This is a genomic window from Bradyrhizobium sp. MI1.7, from assembly GCF_055811795.1.
In genome coordinates this window covers 1-19657 of the sequence record NZ_JBVVPO010000102.1, presented here as the reverse complement: position 1 = coordinate 19657, position 19657 = coordinate 1, and the positions used below count along the sequence as shown (strand labels likewise).

Here is a 19657-nt window from a genome sequence, read left to right as displayed (position 1 = left end):
GACAAGGCTCGCGCCAAAATGGCTGGCGCCTACCCCGCCACTTCCAAAGAGTCATAATCCCTGTGACGAGGTACTAGTGGCACACCCGATAAAAATCCATTAGCGTAAGCTTCCTATGTTTAGTTTGCCTGATTTGCGTGTACTGGAAGTCGCGGCTGTCGTCATCGAAGAGGGCAGCATGAGCGCGGCCGGCCTCAGACTTGGCATCACTCAATCGGCCGTTTCACAAGCGATGAGGCGCGCGGAGGCGCATATTGGCGCGACCCTCGTCCGTCGCGATCGTCGTCCCCTTGGGCCCACGGAGGCGGGGCAAGCTCTGCTCACCCACATGCGCGAGATAACCCTGCGCGTCGGACGAGCTGTCGAGGAAATGCGGGCCGCCGCAGCGCGTCCCGAACGCGAGGACCTTCGGCTCGGGATGATCGACACGTTCGCGTCCACAGTGGGACCACTGTTGGCCGCAGCCTCATGGCGGGTTCAATCGCGCTTCGCGTGAGCGCGTATTCGGGGCTGGTACCCGCGCACGCCGAGGCATTGATGCGCAACGAGATCGATGCAGCTGTCACATCGGATCCAATGGAGGGCGTTGACGAAGTTACCCCCTTACCCCTATTGCGCGAGCCATTCCTCCTGGTAGCACCGATTGCCTGGGCGGACACTCTTCGCGATCGTCCACTGGACGACCTACTCCTCGAGCACCGACTTATCCGCTACACTGCGCGTTCGCACATGGGAACGCAAATTGAACGTCATCTCCGGCGTCTAAGGATAGAGCATCCGCAGACGATGTCGTTCGACACGTCGGACGCGCTGCTCTCGATGGTCGCCAATGGCATGGGCGTGGCGATTACAACACCCCTGTGCATATTGCAGGCTGCCGTCCATCGACCGGCGCTCGAAGTCATGCCATTGCCGGCGACCGGCCTCTCGCGCACGATCACGTTGGTGACTAAGCAAGGCGGATTAGACACGTTGGCTGCGCGAATAGCGGATGATATTCGTGTGCTCCTGCGGAATTGGACCTTGCCCCAGATCGCTGCTCAAATTCCCTGGATGGCTCGTTCCGTCGGCAGCATCGTGTTGGATCCGCTCGCTCACGAGGACGCCGCCTGCCGGTGCGTTGCGGGTGGCTCCACCCGGACTCTCGACGAACAGTATAACCCTAATTAATCATACTTATTAGCCTCCATACAATCTCCGATCTTAGCTTTAACTCTCGCCCGTCTTCGGAGAGAGTTGTTTGCGTAGCGTCCGAACCCGGGATCAGAGATGTCAGCGACTCGCACCGAAATAGACAGTCTAGGAACGCGCGAGCTGCCGCTGCGCGCCCTGTACGGCTTGGCCTCCCTGCGTGGGAGCGAGAATTTCGACATCTCACTCCAGAAGCTCGGTGATCAGCCGGCACTTCTTCGGGCACTAGCGCGCATCAAGCGCGCTGCCGCGGCGGCGAACCGTGAGCTCGGAGCCCTCGACGCCAAAGTAGCAGGAGCACTAATCGCGGCTGCGGACGAGGTCATTGCTGGTAAACACGATCGGCAGTTTATCATCGATTTGCTCGAAGGCTCCGGCGGCACATCGATCAACATGAACATGAACGAGGTTCTGGCGAACCGGGCCCTGCAAATTGTCGGTGAAAAGCCCGGCCGGTACGACGTGATCCACCCAAATGATCACGTGAACCTTTGCCAGTCGACGAACGATGTGCTGCCCTCGGCGCTCAAGTTGGCGGCGCACGAAAAGTCCGGCGATCTGGTGGGTGCGCTGGAACAGGTGGCGGCCGCTCTTTCGGAGCGGGCCATTGTATTCGCTGACGTATTGCGCGTCGGCCGCACATGCATGCAGGCCGCCCAGCCGATGACGCTCGGTCAGGCGTTCGGCGGTTACGCATCAGCGATCAAGCGGCTCTCCTTGAAGCTGTCCGTGGCGCGCCAGGAATTGATGGTGCTTCCCCTCGGAGGCACTGCGATTGGCACCGGGCTGGGAGCAGTGCCGGGCTATCGCCGTGCCGTCTATGGACATCTTGCGGCGATCTTGGGCGCCGCGGTACGCCCAGGCGACGACATGTTCGATGCCATGCAGAACGCCGACGCCTTCGCACGCGTGTCGTCGGAAATCCGCATCGCAGCAGAGGTAATGGCGAAAATCGCCTCTGACCTGATCATCCTTTCCTCTGGGCCAAATACGGGGCTTGGCGAATTGCGGTTGCCCGCTCTCCAGCCCGGTTCTTCGATCATGCCAGGTAAACTCAATCCAGTTCTGCCGATGATGATCCAGCAAGTTGCGTTCGCTATCGTGGGCAACGACGCCGCAGTATCTCTCTCTGCGTTGAGCGGCCAACTCGAAATCAATCACTTCGAGCCAGTCATCGCCTCGCGCCTGTTCGATTCGATCGAGCTTTTGACGCGATCGGCCAGAATATTTGCCGACCACTGCATCTCGGGGATCCGGGCAAATCGGGAACGGTCGCTCAGCAACTTGATGCAATCTTCGGCTCTTGCGACCGTGTTCGTACCGCGCCTGGGTTATGAACAGGTATCGACACTTGTGCTTGCAGCCGCTGAGCAAATGCGGCCCTTCGTCGAAATCGCGATCGACCGCGGACTTCTGAACCGTAGCGCGGTTTTGCAGATGCTGCACGAGAGCACCCGTTATCGCGAGAATGGCGCATGAGCCGCGATTCTGCACTTGCCCTTGTACGGGAAGGGCTCACGAGCATGCCGCGAGTCGATGCACAACACCGGAGGATCAACCTACGAAGGTCATGCCACAGCCAACTCGCCATCGGCCTGTCTCAACCCGATGCGGCGGATGAGACGATGCGCCGCGATCGAGAGGCCGCTAGTTCATGGGTCAGTGCTCCGGCCTCTCTTCAAGTCGTGCTTATACGGACGCGCCTGGCCGAAGTGCCAGGGGCAGTGATCGGCAAATCAGCAAACACGTAAGAAATTGTCGATAACGTATTCTAACCATTCGCGTGGGGCCGTCCTGTCCTCCGCCAATCTTCACATCCTGTTCGGCCGGTAGCCCGATCAAGATTAGTTCTCCGATAGCTGGTTACGGCCTGATTCACCTGATGATACATTCACGAGGCGTGATCGAGTCCCGCAGGTTCGAACACGGGCCCAACATCTTTTCGTTCGTTCGCTGCCGTATTCAAGAAGGCATGAGGCACGCGAAATCCATCCGATGCCGAGAGGCAGCTGCGCGCGTCAGAATCTCATCCGTCGCCTCGACTGGGCCCAGCTGAAGTTTCCCCACCCCAGCCGTTGTTTATGTCGTATGCGACATTGCTGTTTGAGTTTGAGGTAAGGTCAATCAAGATGCTCTGGCTGTAGGCCTTCTATGACCGTGCCAGTGTTTACCTGGTTTGTAGCAAAAGTTAGCATCACGTTTTGTATTGGCGCCATTGCATTTAGCTGCTTGCCATAGAGTGGGGAAGCGCAAAGGGGTTCGCATTTCCATTCACTAATTCGGAAACGCCGCATGTTACTGGTGTGACAGTCAGGTTCTCGATTGAGATCACCCCCGCTTCACCGTCGACGACATTGCCACTGCCTTGGGGCGTTTCGACTTCCAGCCTTTGGCCGATATCAATGCCGTAAGAGCTGATGCCCTTAATTTGGCCGTCAGGGCGCGCAATCGGGCCGCCAAGCAGTTTGGAGGTGGCGATCAGCACGGCGATCGGCTGGATGAAGCGGGTCGATGAGACCGGCAGCGTTGCTCCGGGCCAGATGGGTTGGAAAACCATGACCTTTCTGGCGGCCCTGCGCCATGACCGGATCGATGCGCCATGGTTCATCGAGGGACCAATCATGGCGTGAGCTTCCGGATCTATGTCGAGAAGGTTCTCCTGCCGACCCTTCGGCCCGGCGACATCGTCGTCCCGGACAATCTCGGCAGCCACAAAAGCAAAGCCGTGCGCCAGCTCATCTGCTCCGCGGGAGCCAAGCTCTTGTTCCTGCCAAAATACTCACCCGACCTGAACCCCATCGAACAAGTCTTTGCCAAACTCAAGCATCTGCTCCGCAAGGCAGCCGCACGAACCGTCGATGCGGTCTGCGCCGCCATCGGCGAACTCCTTGATGCATTTACACCCGAAGAATGCGCCAACTACCTCAAAAACTCAGGCTATCGAAGCTAGTCCCATCACGCTTTAACGGCGAGCCTCCCAGAAGGCTAGCGCCCAATGCTCTGTGCCTCGATCATATCCGTTCTCAGCTCAACCCGCTATCCCGATCGCTCTTGAAGGACCATGCCGGAGCGCTCGTCTGAGCTCGCCGAACTGGTTGAACATGACGATGAGAGCGATTATTCCGGCGCCAAGCTCTGCGAGCGCTTGACTGGCTAACAGTCCGTTAAAACCCGCTACCAGCGGGAATAACAGTACGGCCGGTATGAAGAGATACCCCTGCCTGGCCAAGGACACAATTGCACTGAGGCGCGCTCTCCCAAATGACTGAAGCATTGCCGTCACGAAACTCTGCACCCCAAACAGTCCAAAGAAGAGATGGAACACGATGCAGGTCGAGACGGCAATTTCGGTGACGTTCTCGTTATCGCTAAATAGGCTCACCAAAGGCCTCGCAAAAATCACAACGGCCGCAGAATACAGCACCGAGAATGCGATCGTCACGAAGAGCATGAACTTCGCAGCCCTCAATATATGAGCATAGTCGCGTGCGCCCCAACCGAAACCCAGGATAGCTTGAGCGCCAATACAGAACCCGGTGATAGGCAGTGCGCCGACCATCAAGATACGCACAGCTATTCCAACCGCGGCGATGGAATCGTCGCCGAACGGCGCAGCAGCTCCGTACAAGAGCATAACGGCAAGAGCAGATAAGATACTCGTCATTGTCGCCGGCGCGCCTACCAACGCGAGCTGTCTGATGCGATCTGCTCGCAACGATATGTGAGATATCCTGACGAGAACCGTCCCGCCAAGCTTCGTAAAATACGCGATATACAGTCCGACAGCAGCGATCTGAGACACCAGCGTTGCGACGGCTGCGCCTCGCACGCCAAGGTCAAATGAGAATATGAAGACGGGATCAAGCACAGCGTTCAGGATAAACGCGGTCATCATCACCCACATGCTAAATCGTGTATAGCCCTCGGCTCTTACAATGAACCCGCTGACGGTATTTAGTAGCATCGGGGTGTACCCCAACAAAACCGTTCCCGCGTAGTCGAGCGCCACGGGCATGATGGTTGGGGTTGCTCCGAGCGTTGCAAATATCCCTGGCAGATTTGGAAGCAGAGTGACGGTGACTATGATACCGATCGGAGCGGCGAGCGCGAGTGCCGTGCTTGCGCCTCGACTCGCCTCTAGGTACTCACGAGCGCCCAGATGACGAGATATGAACGACGCTGCTCCAACACCGATCCCCTGTCCGGCTGCGGCGAGCAGGACCACGATCGGCAAGGTCATGCTAACAGCTGCGATCGCCTGCGCGCCTAGGGCGCCAACAAAGATCGCGTTGACGACCTGCTGCAGCGCATGGATCGATAATCCAACAACAGACGGAATGGCGAGCCGCAGGATAAGACTCAAGAGATTCTGGTCCGATAGATCGACGTGCTGTTTCTTCTTTGGCATCACATTGCGCTCGCTGTCGATTGCGAATTCCGCATCCGGCTCATTCACGGACGAACATGTCTTTAACGTTTTCCAAATTCGCCGATGGCGTACTCAGCGCAATCCTCTCCGGATCTGCTCTTCACCAAAGCTGATTTTTGCCTGGTCGATTTTCCTACGCCTCCCATCAGTCCTAGCCTTCCGCGCCTCTGAACAACGAGGATCCCGACTGAGGTGCTCGTGGGTAGCCACCCAGGTTCTGCCAGTCATATTGTGCCGTTCCGCCCTTTTGTTGTGCTTCGTGCGGTTGCGTTCACTTCTGTCGATGATGATCGCTGGGGGAACGCGGCCGGACCCTAGGGCCTCAAGTCGCCTTTGGCATCTACCGGATCTTGTAGTAGACGCTCCATCGTCTGCATGGCACACCTAATGAACGTGCTCAGAACCACTGTTGCGATTCGACGATCTCGTGCAACCTTTGCACGACATCGGGTCCTCGCCGCGTCGAGACGAACAGCAGGCTGCCGGTCCCGGCCAGCGTGGTGACTGGATTTGCGTCAGCAAATCGCGCCGGGCAGGCCGTCACTCGCGGACACGAACTCAAAATTCGTGTTGCCGCAGCCGGCAGCCTGCCAGACCGGTCGATGAGAGTGGCTTGGATAATTTTTGCTTCGACCGACAGACCGCCCTGACGCCGTCGACCACATGCGGCGGGCCATCGCGTACTGCCTGGCTCATCCGAAATGGCGACTCAGCGTGCAATTCCACAAACACTCGGCGTCACATGAAGATATCCCAAGCATTTAAGTTCGAGGCAGCGCACCGACTTCCAAATGTCCCGCAGATACATCGATGCCATCGGATGCACGGTCATTCCTATCGGGTCGAGGTCGTGCTGAACGGGGCCGTCGATCCGCACACCGGATTCGTAATGGATTTCTTCAACATGGAGGAAGCGTTCGGCCTTCTTATAAAGAAGCTCGATCACCATTGCCTGAACGAAGTCCCAGGACTGGAAAATCCGACGGCGGAAAATATCGCCATCTGGATCTGGGACCACGCGAAACCGCGCCTCGCCCAACTCTGGAGCGTGAGGGTGTACGAGACGACCGATAGTTGGGCGGAATATGACCGGCCCGATCGCTGAATTCAGCGCTCATTTGGGACTGTGTCGATGCGGCTCACCTGTCGTTCTTCGGCTCAGAAGCGGACTTGCTCGATCTGCGATTCGGCTCTTCATCCGCCTCGACAGCGGCCAGATTTCCGCGCTCACAGAAGAGCCCTTGGATCCGACGGGAGCGCCCGGTTTGGCTATGATGACACCCATCACGTGACCGCATTCGAAAAGCTTCCGGCCAAACGATTCGGAATCCCGCGTTGTGCTAACCGCCGGAACGATCTGAGGGGATTCGTCCTGAGGAGCGAATTCGATGCTGATTGTACCGGCGAGACGACCCGCCATCCCGGACGCTGCGGCTGGGCGACTTGGTGCTGCAGCAGGTCGGCGCTAGCCGCCAATGCGAGGAGCACGGGTGGATGCAAGATCGCGCAACCGCATGTGCGCGAGCGTGCCATAGACATCGCCGTCAATACCCCCCGTTCGACACTTCAACGGGCGAAGCCTCAATTGAAGCTGGCGAGGTGCCGGACTCGAGCGTCCGCGCTGACTGGTCACGGATGCATCCCTTGGCCGACTGGTTATTTCCACCCAGCCGATAGCTGCGGACGTAAACCGGGAGAACAGCTGTCCACAGGAACCGATGCCTCGCCCCGCCGCATCCGATAGAGTGCAGTCAGGCCCGCACCGACCGCGGGTTCATCCCGGGAACCTCCGATCCCTAAACCTTAGCCGAAATGGCGGCCGCGCTCGAGCAATCGCCGGACTATCGCGTCTTGCGCCGGCTCGTTTCGCAGCCAAAATTCACGGGGATCGAGTTTCTTGGCAACTATCTAAGCCTTGCAGCAAATCAGCGGTCTCTTTTCAGACACCAATTGCAGCGCGCTCAGGAAGTGAATAATTCTCTCCACCAAGAACCAATTGAAAAATGGGTACGCCACTCATTCGGGGAACATGGATTCTGTCCCTGTCCCGGGCGACGTCAATCTTGCGAGTTATGCTGCCGTGATGTCCGGCAAATCACACGGCGGTGGGCCTGCTCGGTGAGGTAACAACAGCATCCGCCTGTCGGAGCAGAAACGGATCCGCGACGCGCTCTTCGCCGAACACATGATTCCCCCAAGCTTCGCACCACCGGCTTGAAGGTCCGGACGCGCAAGGGACCGTGAAAGCCTCCCAGGCATCCGTCGCTCACCACATCTGCACAATGAAGCGGCCGTATTTGGTCGCGATGTAGTCCTTCACCTCGGGCAAGCAGTAGATCGAGACGAAGCGCAGCAGCCGCGGATCATCCTTCCTGTCCGCCGCCATGAACTGCAGCACCCAGTGCGATCAAGTTACCGCGGTCGGCGAGCAGCGCCCCTACGCTAGCGGAGCGATCGAGCAAACCCGAGTTGATCGTTAGGATCATCGCTTGGCCAGGTGGGCATCGGATGCTCCGATGAAGGCGAGCTCAGCGGCGTTCTGGACGTGATCGGAACTCGCGTCGGCGCGGTGATCCGACGCGATCGCGACATAGAGCGCCGGCAGCACGAAAAGCGTGAACAGCGTGCCGATGGACATGCCCGCGACGACCACGAGCCCGATCGAGAAGCGGCTCGCGGCGCCAGCACCCGTTGCGGTCAACAAAGGTAAGAGGCCCGTGACCATCGCCGCGGTGGTCATCAAGATTGGACGGAGGCGGACGCGCGCCGCCATCTCGATGGCCGAGCGGGAATCGAGTCTCTCCTTGAGCTGCAGCTGATTGGCGAACTGGACCATCAGAATACCGTGCTTGGATATCAGCCCAGCTAATGTCAACAGTCCGATTTGGGTGTAGATGTTCATCGTCGCCAAGCCAAAGAATAGCGGGATTAAGGCGCCGGCGATTGCCATGGGAACGCTGAACATGATGATGAGGGGATCGCGCAGACTTTCGAACTGCGCCGCAAGCACCAAGAAGATGACGATGAGTGCAAACGCAAAGGTGATGACCAGTTTGTTACCCTCCTGCACATATTGACGGGCGTCCCCGAGGAAGTCGTGGCTGAACTCTGCGGGCAGTTTCATTGCCTCGCCGTCGAGGAAGTCCACAGCCTGACCGATCGTGACGCCGGGCATCGGTACGGCTTGGAAGGTCGCGGAGTTGAGCTGGTTGTAGTGGGTGAGTGCGTTCGGATTGGTCGCAGTCTCGATGGAGACCACGGTCGATAGCGGCAGCATCGAGCCCGCCGCTGTCTTGATATAATAGCTCCCAAGTGATTCCGGCGTCAGGCGTTTCTCGCGCGGCACCTGCGGGATCACTTCGTAGGAGCGGCCCTGCAGGTTGAAGCGATTGACGTAGTTTTCGCCAAGGAGGGTCGCGAGCGCGCTACCGACGTTCTGCATGGTGATGCCAAGGTCGCTCGCCTTGGATCGATCGACCTTGATTCGCACCCCCGGCTGGTTGAACTCAAGGTCAGAGTCGCTGACCATGAACAGACCGTTCTTGCGCGCGGCATCCTTCAGCTTCGACATCTGCTCGTAAATGTACTGGAAACCGAGCGTCGACTTGATCACCATCTGCACTGGTAAGCCGCCCGAACCGCCCGGAAGCGGCGGCAAGCTAAAGGCAAATGCGTTGATGCCTTCCAGTTTAGACAGCTCGGCCTGGACCAGCGATTTCAGCGCGATCGATGAGCGCTTGCGCTCGGCCCAAGGCTTAAGCAACATCCCGGCCATGCCGCCCTGCGGACCGCTGATGCCGTTGAGCACGAAGCGAAAATCCGTCTCGGGAAACTTCTGGAGTGCCTTGTCGAGCTTGGCGCCGTAATAATCCAGGTAATCAATATTGGCGTATTTCGGCGCTTTTGTCAGTGCGAATACGATGCCCTGATCCTCCTCGGGTGCGAGTTCCTTGGAAGTGTGCATATACAGAAAGGCGACGAGGCCCAGCATGGTCAGCGCAAACAGCCCGGTAATCGGGCGATAGTCGAGCGAGCGGTCGAGCTTGCGGCCGTACCAGCGCGTCATGGCGCTGAACACACGATTCACAAACTTTGCAAACCGCCCCTCTTCAGCGCTCTTCAGGAAGAACGCGCACATCATGGGCGACAGCGTCAACGCGATCACGCCCGACACGATCACCGAACCCGCCAGTGTAAACGCGAATTCGCGGAACAGCGCGCCGGTGAGGCCGCCGAGAAAGCCGATGGGCGCGTACACGGCGGCCAACGTAATCGTCATGGAGAGGACGGGGCCGACGATCTCGCCCGCGCCATTCGTAGCGGCCTGCGCGGGCGACGCACCTTCTTCCATATGGCGATGAACGTTCTCCACCACGACAATTGCGTCGTCAACCACGAGACCGATCGCAAGCACCATCGCAAGGAGGGTCAGCAGATTGAATGAGAACCCCAGCGCCAGCATCATACTGTAGACGCCAATAATGGACAGCGGAATGGTGACGACCGGAATGATGACAGACCGCAGGGAGGCCAGGAACAGGAAGATCACCAACACCACGATTGCGACGGCCTCAAGGAGCGTCTTCTCCACCTCGTCTATCGATGATTGGATGAACTTGGTGGAGTCGTAGGCCACTTCCATCTTCAGCGATGGCGGCAGGCTGCGCTTCATTTCTGGAAGCAGTGCCCGAACGCCTCGCACTATGTTCAGTGGATTACCTTCTGGGCTCGCCTGCACGGCGACGAAGATCGCGTGTTCGCCGTTCATCGCGACGCTGGCGTTTGTGCTCTGCGCCGCAAGCTCGACTGTCGCGATGTCCTCCATGCGCACAAAGCCGCCGTCGTTGGCTTTGACGATCATGCGCTTGAAGTCATCAATACTCCGCAGATCAGTGTTGACCGTGACGTCGGAGAGAGTGAAATAGCCCTTAGTCTGGCCGGCCGCAGCCTGGAAGTTGTTGGCCGCGATTGCAGCCGAAACATCAGCTGGCGACACGCCGTGGCCCGCCATTCTCGCGGGATCGAGCCATAACCGCATCGCAAAACTCTGGCCGCCGAGGATGTCTGCCGCTCCGACGCCGTCTACAGTTGACATAATCGGTTGCACCACGCGCGAGAGATAGTCGGAGATCGCGCTGGCCGTCAGTTCTTCGCTGGAGAAGGCGATATACATGACAGCTGTGGTCTGACCGGCAGATTTGGTGACGACCGGATCGTTCGATTCCTTAGGGATTAAATATTTGACCGAGTTGACCTTGGAGAGCACTTCAGTGAGCGCCTCGTTGGGCTCGAAATTGAGCTTGATATAGACCTGGATCGTCGAGGTACCGAGCACCGAGGAGGACGTAATGTAATCAACGCCTTCGGCCGAAGCGAGCGCTTGCTCAAGGGGCGTGGTGATGAACCCCTGGATCATGTCGGCGGAGGCGCCAGGATAAGAGGTTGTGATATTGACGACCGTGTTGGTCAGCTTAGGATACTGCCGGATTGGCAAAACGGTGGCCGCGCCAATGCCGGTCAGCAGGATCAGGAGACTGACGACGATAGACAATATCGGACGTTTGATGAAGAGCTCGGTAAATGCCATCGCGACGCTCGCATTCAAGAGACTGACGGAAAATTCGCCAGTAAGCCAGGCTACAGCAACAGTCATCAACGCGGCGACTGTGGCTAGCGGCACCTTCTCAGGGTGAGCCCCATGTTTCTCTTAAGCTAGAAACCGCCCCGGGGGTCCGGCTCGAACCAGTAGAGCTGAGCCTCTGGGCAAAGCCGCAGACAACGTAAAGAGTCAGCTCCGTCGTAGCAGCCGATGTCCAAGATCACTGGGTCTTGCTTCTGGAGGAAGCACACAATGTGCTGATGGACCTCCAAGGCGGAAGTGGGCTCACGTATTTCCATTTAACCTCGTCCCACGCCTCAATGGCGGCAATGCCTTGCAGCACACTTATCAACTCAGCTTAGGATTTCGCGCCGCCCCACCCTTCGGACGATCCAGCTTCGACGCTGAAACTACAGACAAGCCGACGGGCAGCTCAACTCTACAGAGGTAAGCGGGGGATATAGAACGGGTTGCAGAACCTATACCAACGTTTGTCGACGCGCGACGCCCGCATGAGCCGCGCGAGACTTGTGATGTTGCTCGAGAGCACAGGCGTTTCCCTTCGGTCTTGTGCTTCACGATGAACCGGCCATCTCGGGTCCGCCCGCAACAGTAAGTGAAGCCCAGGAAGGCGAAGGTCTCGGCCACCGCTCGCCGCGCGGCTGACGCGGGAGGGCCGCGAACCGCGCCAAACTCGATCAACCGGGTTTTGTCCGCATGGAGCGTCGGCCAATCGCGCCTTGAGGGCCAAGAGCATTTCCTGGGCATCTGCCTTGCTCTCGAAGCCGATGACGAAGTCGTCCGCAAAGCGCACGGTCACAACGCGACCGCCTGCATGGCGACGACTCCAGTGGTCGGCCCAGAGATCGAGGATGTAATGCAGGAAGATGTTGGCAAGGAGCGGACTGATCCTGCCCTTTGCGGCGTGTGTCTTGCTTCTCGCCGCTCTCAAGAACGCCAGCTCGCAGCCGCAGCTCGATGAGCTGCAGGATACGAGGATCGGCAATCCTGTGCGCCACCATCCGCAGCAGCCACTCGTGGTCGACCGAATCGAAGACACTGGATATGTCATGATAGTCGGATGCAGGACATCAAGCTCCATCTGAGGATTCCGCCCCGGCCGGAAGCGATAGGAGAACCCGAGGAATTCGACCTGATAGGCGGCGCTCAACACCTCGGCCACCGCGCTTTGGACGATCTTGTCCTCTAGCGGCCGGCACACCGAGAGGCCGCCTACCCCCGTCGGCTTGGGGATGTAGACGCGCCGCACCGGCTGTAGCCGGTAGGGACAGTGTGGACCCGTGCGCAGAGATCGCGGATTGGTCCGTGAGCCCCTCTTCGTACTTTGCCTCCGTTATCGCATCGACCTCCGCGCCGGCCTGCGGGCTTTTGTCGTCGAAACGCCCGAAGCAGAGCGTCTTTGTCGATGTGGTGCAGCAAGGCTGTGAACCGGTTTGGACATATGGTCGGCATGTTCCCCAACGAGGAGGCCATGGTTCGCCTCATTGGAGCGGTCCTGCTCGAACAGAACGACAATGGGCCGTCCAGCGCGCCCGTTACATGACGCTAGAAACCATCGCGCCTTTGAGCGATGATTCGAGCGTCAGCCTTCCGGCCGCCAGCTGACCGGCCCGGCTCTCTTGCCGGCGAACAGGTTGCCCGAGCGCCAGTTACGGCATGCTGAGGAACACGAGTATTTCTGACAGTGCTTTTCGCGCCCTACTGCGGAGCTCACGAAGACGCGATTGCTGGCTCTTGGAGCCTCGACGCAAGAGCGATCGAACAAGCGGAATAAGAAAAGACCCAATCATCGAAGGGGCCTTGGGGTCGGACCACCGCGTCTGGGCTGAACGTTACAGTTCGCCGGGGCTCTGCGGCAGCCACTACAATCTGTGGGGAACCGAGGACGGCTCCTACGCACCGGGCACCCGCACCCGCACCCGCACCCGCACCCGCACCCGCACCCGATAACAAACTTACGCCGCCGCCACCCGCAAGTATTTTTACTCCGCTTTGCTTAGCATTTCTGCTCTGGACTACGCGCCTCATCGCCAGGAATGCCCTCACGCACGCTGCGGCACTTGACGAATTTCATTTTCATTCGACGCTGCCGAAGTCAGCATGACGGACGCGTTGCGAGTAATCGCTGCGGCTTGGCCGTAGCGCAGCGCGGAAATTTACGCTAGCTTCCGCTCGCGAGTTTGCAAATGCCTACCCGCATCCGATCTTTCCGAAGACAACGAGCGACCATTCGACCGCTTGCCCCCTCCCATCCTCAGAGCTGGGATAATCCGGACAATGAGGAAATCTGGTTTGAGTTGGCGCGCGCCATCGGACGTCAGATCGCACGGGATGAAAACCATGGCTCGGGGCAGCCGATAGAGGACCGGCATGACGACACCGTCATCGAAGAAAACGGCCGTAATATACGCGCGCTATTCGAGCGACATGCAAAAGGCGAGCTCGATTGACGGTCAGCTGTTACTCTGCCGCAAGGTCGCATTGCGCAACAACCTCGATGTCGTCGGCGAGTTTGTGGATGCCGCAAAATCTGGTCTTACCGAAGGTGCGCGGGACGGCTATCAGCGCTTGCTCAACGGTGTGCGAAGCCGGCAGTTTGACGTAGTCGTCGTTGAGCATTTCGACCGCTTGTCGCGCGATCCCGCAACCATCCAGCGTCTCAAGCAGGTTTTCGAGTTCAACGGCGTTGAGCTGATGGATCAGAAAGGAGTCTACGCGACCGCCACTGACATTAGCATCGCAAGTCTGTACAATACGATTTACAAGCCGCAGCTCGCCGAAAAGGTTCGGCGCGGCCATGACAACGCTGTTGCGAACGGAAGAATTCCGGGCTCATACGCCTATGGTTATCGGCCGAGGCCGGGCGCGCCCGGCGAGCGCGTAATCGATGAGAACGAAGCAAAGATTGTGCTCCGCATCTTCAATGAATATGCAGCGGGCCGCTCGACCCGAACTATCGCCGCTGACCTCACCCGCGAAGGCGTGCCCTCACCAGGGGCAACTCGTCACAAGAACAAGGCGGGTCGCACCACCTGGAACCATCAGTGCATCACAGGCGGTCGGCATGGTCGCGGCATTATCGGCAACGAACTATACATCGGCGAGATACATTGGAACGTTCGCTCGACAATTCTTAACCCAGAGACGCAGAAGAAACAGAAGCGCCGCAATCCAGCAGAACGCCACATTATCGTCAAAAAGCCAGAGCTGCGGATCGTTCCGAAAGGGCTCTGGGATCTAGCGCAGAAGGTTCGTAGGGTGCGCGCGGTGTCTATGTTCGGACCGACTGGCCAGCCGCGGCGTCGCGCCGTGAGTCCGCGCAACAATGAGCACCCGCTTGCCGGTGTGCTCCGGTGTGGCGTCTGCAATGGCCATATGCGAATCGCTCAATCCTCGCGTAACGGTGCGCCGCGCGCGGCATGCGCGAGCGCGCATCAGCGGGGCACCTGCGAGCACACCCGTAGCTTTGATATGGACGTTCTGCTCGAGGATGCCTCCGAAAAAATCCAGGTGAAATTGCTTTCGCCGAAAGCCATTGAAGAGGCGATGCGTACTTGGAAGGAGGAGCGCAAAAACGATCGGAACAATGGCAGCGAACACAATAAGCTAGAGCGTCGACGCCGCGTATTGACTACCGAGATCGAACGCCTCTCTTATGCCATCGCAAATAGCCGCCGCAAGCCGGACGAATTGCTCAAGCGGATCGATGAGTGCGACCTGGAGCGGGAAAGCGTTGAAGAGCGCTTGCGGCTGCTGGGCGGTGGCGGCGAAAATATAGTTGGCTTCGATCGCCCGAAATTCAGTGACCGATACTCCTCGGAGGTTAGAAGGCTTATCACCGCGCTCAAAACCAATCCGAAGGCGATCGAAACTCGCATTGCCTTCCGCAACTTGATTGAATGCATAGTAGTGCATCCGGTTCGCAAGCGGATGCCCTACGAATATACGCCCTACCTGAACAGCTCCGCGCTTTACGGAAAGAACCTTTTTCCCGAAAACCGCAGCAAGGAGCGAGAGATCAGCACGTTTGCATACTACGACAATGGCAAGTCAGGGAAATCCGTGTCCTCGTAGTAGACGCGGACCTGCATGTGATGGCGGCCGTCGCGGATCTCGCCGTCGAGATGGGCTGTCACGTCGCGAGCCTCTTCGCTTTTTGCAACCGACCCGTTTTGCGCAAAAACAGCCGGCCGCGCAAGCGCAGGTTATGCCACGGCCGGCGTCCTTCCCAGCGTCACTTCGACGATTTCAGGCGGCACGCCGACGCGGACCGGCATGATGCTGCAGCCGAGGCCGCCGGAGACGATGACGTCGCATTTCAGCCGGAAGTGACCATAGGCGAGCTGCACGCCGTGCTGAGGCGAAACAGCCGGCGACCAGCCGAACAGGCGGACCTGGCCGCCATGGGTATGGCCGGACAGTTGCAGCGCGACGCGCGCGGGTACGAGCGGCGCGATATTTGGCTCATGCGCGAGCAGGATAACCGGCGCATCGTCGGTGACCTTCGCCAGCGTGCCCGCGAGATCGTCGGCGCCAAGCCGATGCACGCGGCCATAGCGCTTCGCGGGATAGTAGGCGAGCTGGTCGCCGAGGCCCGCGAGCCAGAAGGAGCGTCCGTCCTTGGTGAGACGCACGACGTCGTTCTCGTAGACGGGAATGCCGGCCGCCTCCAGCGCGCGATGGGCGGCTGTCGGCCCGTGCCCGGCCTGCTGCACGGCCCTGTCCACCCAATAGTCGTGATTGCCCATGACGGCATGGACGCCGAGCGGTGCCTTGAGGCCCGCGAGCACCTTGGCCCATTCGCTCGACGGAATGATGCGCGTGACCTGGTGAACACCCGCAACATAGTCGCCGAGCAACACGATGACATCGGCGTTGAGCGCATTGGTGCGATCGACGATGCCCTCGATCCGCTCCAGCGACATCCAGGGATCGCAGGCATGAATGTCGGTGACGATGGCGATCTTGAGCGGAAAATCCGCCGGCCATTGCCGCGGGGTCGGGTGATAACGGGTGACGCGGAGCCGCAGCGGCTCAATGCCGACGCCATAGGCCGCGGTCGAGACGCTTAGCGCGGACAGGCCGCCGATGGATCGAATGAGATGACGACGCGTGATCATGGAAGCCCGATGGTGATGCAGCTTTGTGATGCGGTCCGATTGGAGCGGAATTGGGGTCCGCTCGTGCAGACGGCCTGCATTTGCGTGCAGACCGTTTGCACAAAGGTTACCGGAAGTTCATGACAACCGACGCACCTTACATCACCGCAATTAGTCGTCGCTCTCGTCCGAGCCGAACAGGCCGAACTGTGCCGCGGCATCGCGCGAGGGCTCGGCGATGCCGAGATGGCGGAAGGCGTGCGAGGTGAGCAGACGGCCGCGCGGAGTGCGCTGGAGATAGCCGCACTGAATGAGATAAGGCTCGATGATGTCCTCGATCGCATCGCGCGGCTCGGACAAGGCGGCGGCCATCGTCTCGACGCCAACCGGGCCGCCACCATAGTTCTGCGCGATGGTCGTGAGGTAGCGGCGGTCCATGGCGTCGAGGCCCGCGGCGTCGACCTCGAGCGCGCTCAGCGCATGATCGGCGATCTTGCGGTCGATCGAGGCGGCATCGGCGGCGGAGGCGAAATCGCGCACGCGCCGCAGCAGGCGGCCGGCGATGCGCGGCGTGCCGCGGGCGCGGCGCGCGATCTCGTTGGCACCGTCGGCGCTCATGCCGACATTGAGCACGCGCGCGCCGCGGGTGACGATGCTTTCCAGCTCTTCGATCGTATAGAAGTTGAGGCGGACCGGGATGCCGAAGCGATCGCGCAAGGGATTGGTGAGGAGGCCGGCGCGCGTGGTGGCGCCGACGAGCGTGAATTTCGACAGCTCGATCTTCACCGAGCGTGCCGCCGGGCCCTCGCCGATGATCAGGTCGAGCTGAAAGTCCTCCATCGCGGGATAGAGCACCTCTTCCACCGCCGGGCTGAGCCGATGGATCTCGTCGATGAAGAGCACGTCGCGCTCTTCGAGGTTGGTGAGGAGCGCGGCGAGATCGCCGGCCTTGGCGATCACCGGACCCGAGGTCGCGCGAAAGCCGACGCCGAGCTCCTTGGCGACGATCTGCGCCAGCGTGGTCTTGCCGAGGCCGGGCGGGCCTACGAACAGCACGTGATCGAGCGCCTCGCCGCGCTTGCGTGCCGCCTCGATGAAGATCGAGAGGTTCTTGCGCGCCTGCTGCTGGCCGACGAAATCGGACAGCGACTGCGGGCGTAGCGCGGTGTCGCCGACGTCATCGGAGCGGCGCTCGGGCGTGACGATGCGTGGGGGAGTGGTCATGCGGGCAGGATAACACGATGCAGCGGTTTCGCGAGCCACCAGCACAGGCTGGCCGGAATGACGGCGACGACGGCGAGCATCGCCGAAAGCTTCAGCGCCTCGGGCGCGGAACGGACACTCGGCACGATCACCGCCGAGGTTTCGGAGGGCACGACGAACATGCCAACCATGACGAAGCCGGCCGCGCCCACGGCGGCGGCGAGCCACGCCATCCAGATCATGTTGAGATCGGCGTAGACCGCCGCCAACGCAAATATCAGGCCGGCGACGACTGCAGGAAGGAACGAGGCGAGAATCGTGACGATGGCCAACAGCACGACCGCGATCGAAACCAGAGCACGCAGTGCTTCCAGTTCGAGGAACACGAGAAACATCTGCAGCACCGCGGCGCCGAGCGCCGTTACCGTCACAGCAACCAACGCGGCGGTCGTCAGCGGCCCGACAATGGAGAAAATCACGACGATACCGGCCACGCGCGAAAGGCGACGAAGCAGGGCGGCGACGGGATTGGCGTGGGCCGCGCTCACTTCGACAGCTCCTTCAGGCCTAGCCGGATGAGTTGCGCGGTCTCGGCGCTCTCGCCCGCGCTGCGCGATGCCGATGCGATGGCCGCAGCCGCCTGCGGCTGGCCGTAGCCGAGATTGACCAGCGCAGAGATCGCGTCCGCCACCGGGCGCGGCGCGCGCTGGTCGTCGACGGCGCCGGCGAGATGGACGACGGCGGGATCGACATTGGCGAAGGCTGGCGCCTTGTCCTTCAGCTCGGTAACGATGCGCTCGGCAACCTTGGGGCCGACGCCCGGCGTGCGTGCCACCGCGGCCTTGTCGCGCAGCGCGATCGCGTTGGCGAGATCGGAAGGCGCCAGCGTGCCGAGCACGGCGAGCGCGACCTTGGCGCCGACGCCCTGCACGGTCTGGAGCAGGCGAAACCATTCGCGCTCCTGATCGGTGCGGAAACCGAACAGCTTTATCTGGTCCTCGCGGACATAAGTCTCGATCGACAGCACCGCGGCCTCGCCGGGCGAGGGCAGATGCTGCAGCGTGCGGGCCGAGCAATGCACCTGATAGCCGACCCCGCCGACGTCGAGGAGCACATAATCCTCGCCGTAGGAATCGATCAGGCCCTTGAGCTTGCCGATCATCTCGGGACCTCAGCTACGGCAGGCACTTCTCTCTCGTCATGGCCGGGCTTGACCCGGCCATCCACGCCTTTGACATCGACGAGAAAGAACGTGGATGCCCGGGACAAGCCCGGGCATGACGCCGGCGATGCATGACGATCGATCATATCCCCACCACCTTCAGCCTGAGCGCCGTGCTCTGGCGGTGATGGGCGTGGGTGATCGCGATGGCGAGCGCGTCGGCGGCGTCCGCTGACGGCGGCTCGGCTTTCGGCAGCAAGATCTTCAGCATCATCGCGATCTGGTGCTTGTCGGCGTGGCCGGCGCCGACCACCGTCTTCTTGACCTGGTTCGGCGCGTATTCGGCGACGGTAATGCCGAACATCGCGGGCGCCAGCATGGCGACGCCGCGGGCCTGGCCGAGCTTCAGCGTCGCGACGCCGTCCTTGTTCACAAAGGTCTGCTCGACCGCGGCTTCCATCGGCTTGTGACCGGACAGGACGGCGGCAAGCCCCTCATGGATCGCGAGCAGCCGGCTCGCCAGCGGCAGATCGTCCGGTGGTTCCACCGAGCCGCAGGCGACGTAGATCAAACGATTGCCCTCGGCCTCGATCACGCCCCAGCCGGTGCGGCGCAGGCCGGGGTCGATGCCGATGATGCGAACGGGGCCACGAATCGGGAGCGCAGTCATGGGCCAGTGATAGCGGCTGGCTGCGGTGGGGGAAACAGAAACAGAACGGAAGTAACAGGGGAAGTGGGGCTCGTCGGAGATCGCCGCGCTGCCCGCAGCACCCTCCGACGTCATACCCCGCGAAAGCGGGGTATCCAGTACGCCGCGGCTTCTCCGTTTCCCTCAGACGTCTCTGGAATACTGGGTCGGGGGGGGGGGCCGGGGGGGGGGGGCGGGCGCCGGGGGGGGGGGGGGGCCGGCCCCCCCCCCCCCCCCAACACACCCCCGCCCCCCCCCAAAAAGA

General features: G+C 60.4%; 14 protein-coding genes and 3 pseudogenes. 7 read left to right on the top strand and 10 right to left on the bottom strand.

From position 1 onward, the window contains the following. Positions 1–115: 115 nt before the first annotated feature. The 3 genes from AC0L3X_RS43405 (at position 116) to AC0L3X_RS43395 (ending at position 2670) form a co-directional block, all read left to right on the top strand. Positions 116–496 (top strand): LysR family transcriptional regulator, encoded by a 381-nt coding sequence (locus AC0L3X_RS43405; protein ID WP_439033938.1) that lies wholly within the window; start codon positions 116–118, stop codon positions 494–496. A 41-nt stretch (positions 497–537) separates the two neighbouring features. After that, the gene (locus tag AC0L3X_RS43400) at positions 538–1170 is read left to right on the top strand and encodes a LysR substrate-binding domain-containing protein (RefSeq protein WP_439033937.1); all 633 of its coding nucleotides are present in this window, start codon (positions 538–540) and stop codon (positions 1168–1170) included. Between the two features lie 99 nt (positions 1171–1269). Beyond that, on the top strand, positions 1270–2670 hold the full coding sequence (locus tag AC0L3X_RS43395) for an aspartate ammonia-lyase (protein WP_439033936.1): 1401 nt from the start codon (positions 1270–1272) through the stop codon (positions 2668–2670). A 742-nt stretch (positions 2671–3412) separates the two neighbouring features. Here the strand turns inward: AC0L3X_RS43395 and AC0L3X_RS43390 are convergent. Then, positions 3413–3676, bottom strand: a complete 264-nt coding sequence (locus tag AC0L3X_RS43390) for a hypothetical protein (protein WP_439033935.1) — start codon at positions 3674–3676, stop codon at positions 3413–3415. A gap of 61 nt (positions 3677–3737) precedes the next feature. Here AC0L3X_RS43390 and AC0L3X_RS43385 point away from each other — a divergent pair. Further along, a pseudogene (locus tag AC0L3X_RS43385) lies at positions 3738–4141 on the top strand (IS630 family transposase); the annotation flags it as partial. Between the two features lie 78 nt (positions 4142–4219). On the opposite strand, the gene AC0L3X_RS43380 reads toward AC0L3X_RS43385, so the two are convergent. Beyond that, entirely contained in the window at positions 4220–5647 is a 1428-nt protein-coding gene (locus tag AC0L3X_RS43380) for an MATE family efflux transporter (protein ID WP_439033934.1), read from the bottom strand. A gap of 715 nt (positions 5648–6362) precedes the next feature. On the opposite strand from AC0L3X_RS43380, the gene queD reads away from it, so the two are divergent. Further along, the gene (queD, locus tag AC0L3X_RS43375; RefSeq protein WP_439033933.1) at positions 6363–6725 is read left to right on the top strand and encodes a 6-carboxytetrahydropterin synthase QueD; all 363 of its coding nucleotides are present in this window, start codon (positions 6363–6365) and stop codon (positions 6723–6725) included. Positions 6726–8102: 1377 nt separating this feature from the next. Here queD and AC0L3X_RS43370 read toward each other — a convergent pair. Together AC0L3X_RS43370 and AC0L3X_RS43365 are read right to left on the bottom strand one after the other, a co-directional pair. Further along, complete coding sequence (locus AC0L3X_RS43370; RefSeq protein WP_439033932.1) at positions 8103–11207, bottom strand: efflux RND transporter permease subunit; 3105 nt, start codon at positions 11205–11207, stop codon at positions 8103–8105. A 451-nt stretch (positions 11208–11658) separates the two neighbouring features. Further along, positions 11659–12291 (bottom strand): reverse transcriptase domain-containing protein, encoded by a 633-nt coding sequence (locus tag AC0L3X_RS43365; RefSeq protein ID WP_439035698.1) that lies wholly within the window; start codon positions 12289–12291, stop codon positions 11659–11661. A 393-nt stretch (positions 12292–12684) separates the two neighbouring features. On the opposite strand from AC0L3X_RS43365, the pseudogene AC0L3X_RS43360 reads away from it, so the two are divergent. Beyond that, positions 12685–12845 (top strand): annotated as a pseudogene (locus AC0L3X_RS43360) (IS256 family transposase); the annotation flags it as partial. A 765-nt stretch (positions 12846–13610) separates the two neighbouring features. Continuing rightward, the gene (locus AC0L3X_RS43355; RefSeq protein WP_439033931.1) at positions 13611–15314 is read left to right on the top strand and encodes a recombinase family protein; all 1704 of its coding nucleotides are present in this window, start codon (positions 13611–13613) and stop codon (positions 15312–15314) included. Here the strand turns inward: AC0L3X_RS43355 and AC0L3X_RS43350 are convergent. The 6 genes and pseudogenes from AC0L3X_RS43350 to ruvC form a co-directional block, all read right to left on the bottom strand. Next, a pseudogene (locus AC0L3X_RS43350) lies at positions 15296–15367 on the bottom strand (acyl-CoA thioester hydrolase); the annotation flags it as partial. The gene AC0L3X_RS43355 and the pseudogene AC0L3X_RS43350 overlap by 19 nt on opposite strands. A 78-nt stretch (positions 15368–15445) precedes the next feature. After that, positions 15446–16360: a metallophosphoesterase gene (locus tag AC0L3X_RS43345; protein ID WP_063981039.1), complete on the bottom strand. Its 915-nt coding sequence runs from the start codon at positions 16358–16360 to the stop codon at positions 15446–15448. 150 nt (positions 16361–16510) lie between these two features. Then, the gene (gene ruvB, locus AC0L3X_RS43340; RefSeq protein ID WP_063981038.1) at positions 16511–17563 is read right to left on the bottom strand and encodes a Holliday junction branch migration DNA helicase RuvB; all 1053 of its coding nucleotides are present in this window, start codon (positions 17561–17563) and stop codon (positions 16511–16513) included. Continuing rightward, positions 17560–18090, bottom strand: a complete 531-nt coding sequence (locus AC0L3X_RS43335) for a hypothetical protein (RefSeq protein ID WP_063981037.1) — start codon at positions 18088–18090, stop codon at positions 17560–17562. The genes ruvB and AC0L3X_RS43335 overlap by 4 nt, the downstream gene beginning before the upstream one ends. Beyond that, positions 18087–18704 carry a Holliday junction branch migration protein RuvA gene (gene ruvA, locus AC0L3X_RS43330; RefSeq protein WP_063981036.1) on the bottom strand — a complete coding sequence of 206 codons (618 nt, stop codon included), beginning with the start codon at positions 18702–18704 and terminating at the stop codon, positions 18087–18089. The genes AC0L3X_RS43335 and ruvA overlap by 4 nt, the downstream gene beginning before the upstream one ends. 142 nt (positions 18705–18846) lie before the next feature. After that, entirely contained in the window at positions 18847–19374 is a 528-nt protein-coding gene (ruvC, locus tag AC0L3X_RS43325) for a crossover junction endodeoxyribonuclease RuvC (RefSeq protein ID WP_028157463.1), read from the bottom strand. Between the last annotated feature and the right edge of the window lie 283 nt (positions 19375–19657).

Coding starts and splice junctions, on each gene's coding strand:
- ruvA (WP_063981036.1), bottom strand. CDS start 18,704: ATGATCGGCAAGCTCAAGGGCCTGATCGATTCCTACGGCGAGGATTAT.
- AC0L3X_RS43355 (WP_439033931.1), top strand. CDS start 13,611: ATGACGACACCGTCATCGAAGAAAACGGCCGTAATATACGCGCGCTAT.
- ruvB (WP_063981038.1), bottom strand. CDS start 17,563: ATGACCACTCCCCCACGCATCGTCACGCCCGAGCGCCGCTCCGATGAC.
- AC0L3X_RS43400 (WP_439033937.1), top strand. CDS start 538: ATGCGCAACGAGATCGATGCAGCTGTCACATCGGATCCAATGGAGGGC.
- AC0L3X_RS43405 (WP_439033938.1), top strand. CDS start 116: ATGTTTAGTTTGCCTGATTTGCGTGTACTGGAAGTCGCGGCTGTCGTC.
- AC0L3X_RS43395 (WP_439033936.1), top strand. CDS start 1,270: ATGTCAGCGACTCGCACCGAAATAGACAGTCTAGGAACGCGCGAGCTG.
- ruvC (WP_028157463.1), bottom strand. CDS start 19,374: ATGACTGCGCTCCCGATTCGTGGCCCCGTTCGCATCATCGGCATCGAC.
- AC0L3X_RS43345 (WP_063981039.1), bottom strand. CDS start 16,360: ATGATCACGCGTCGTCATCTCATTCGATCCATCGGCGGCCTGTCCGCG.
- AC0L3X_RS43365 (WP_439035698.1), bottom strand. CDS start 12,291: ATGACATATCCAGTGTCTTCGATTCGGTCGACCACGAGTGGCTGCTGC.
- AC0L3X_RS43370 (WP_439033932.1), bottom strand. CDS start 11,207: ATGGCATTTACCGAGCTCTTCATCAAACGTCCGATATTGTCTATCGTC.
- queD (WP_439033933.1), top strand. CDS start 6,363: ATGAAGATATCCCAAGCATTTAAGTTCGAGGCAGCGCACCGACTTCCA.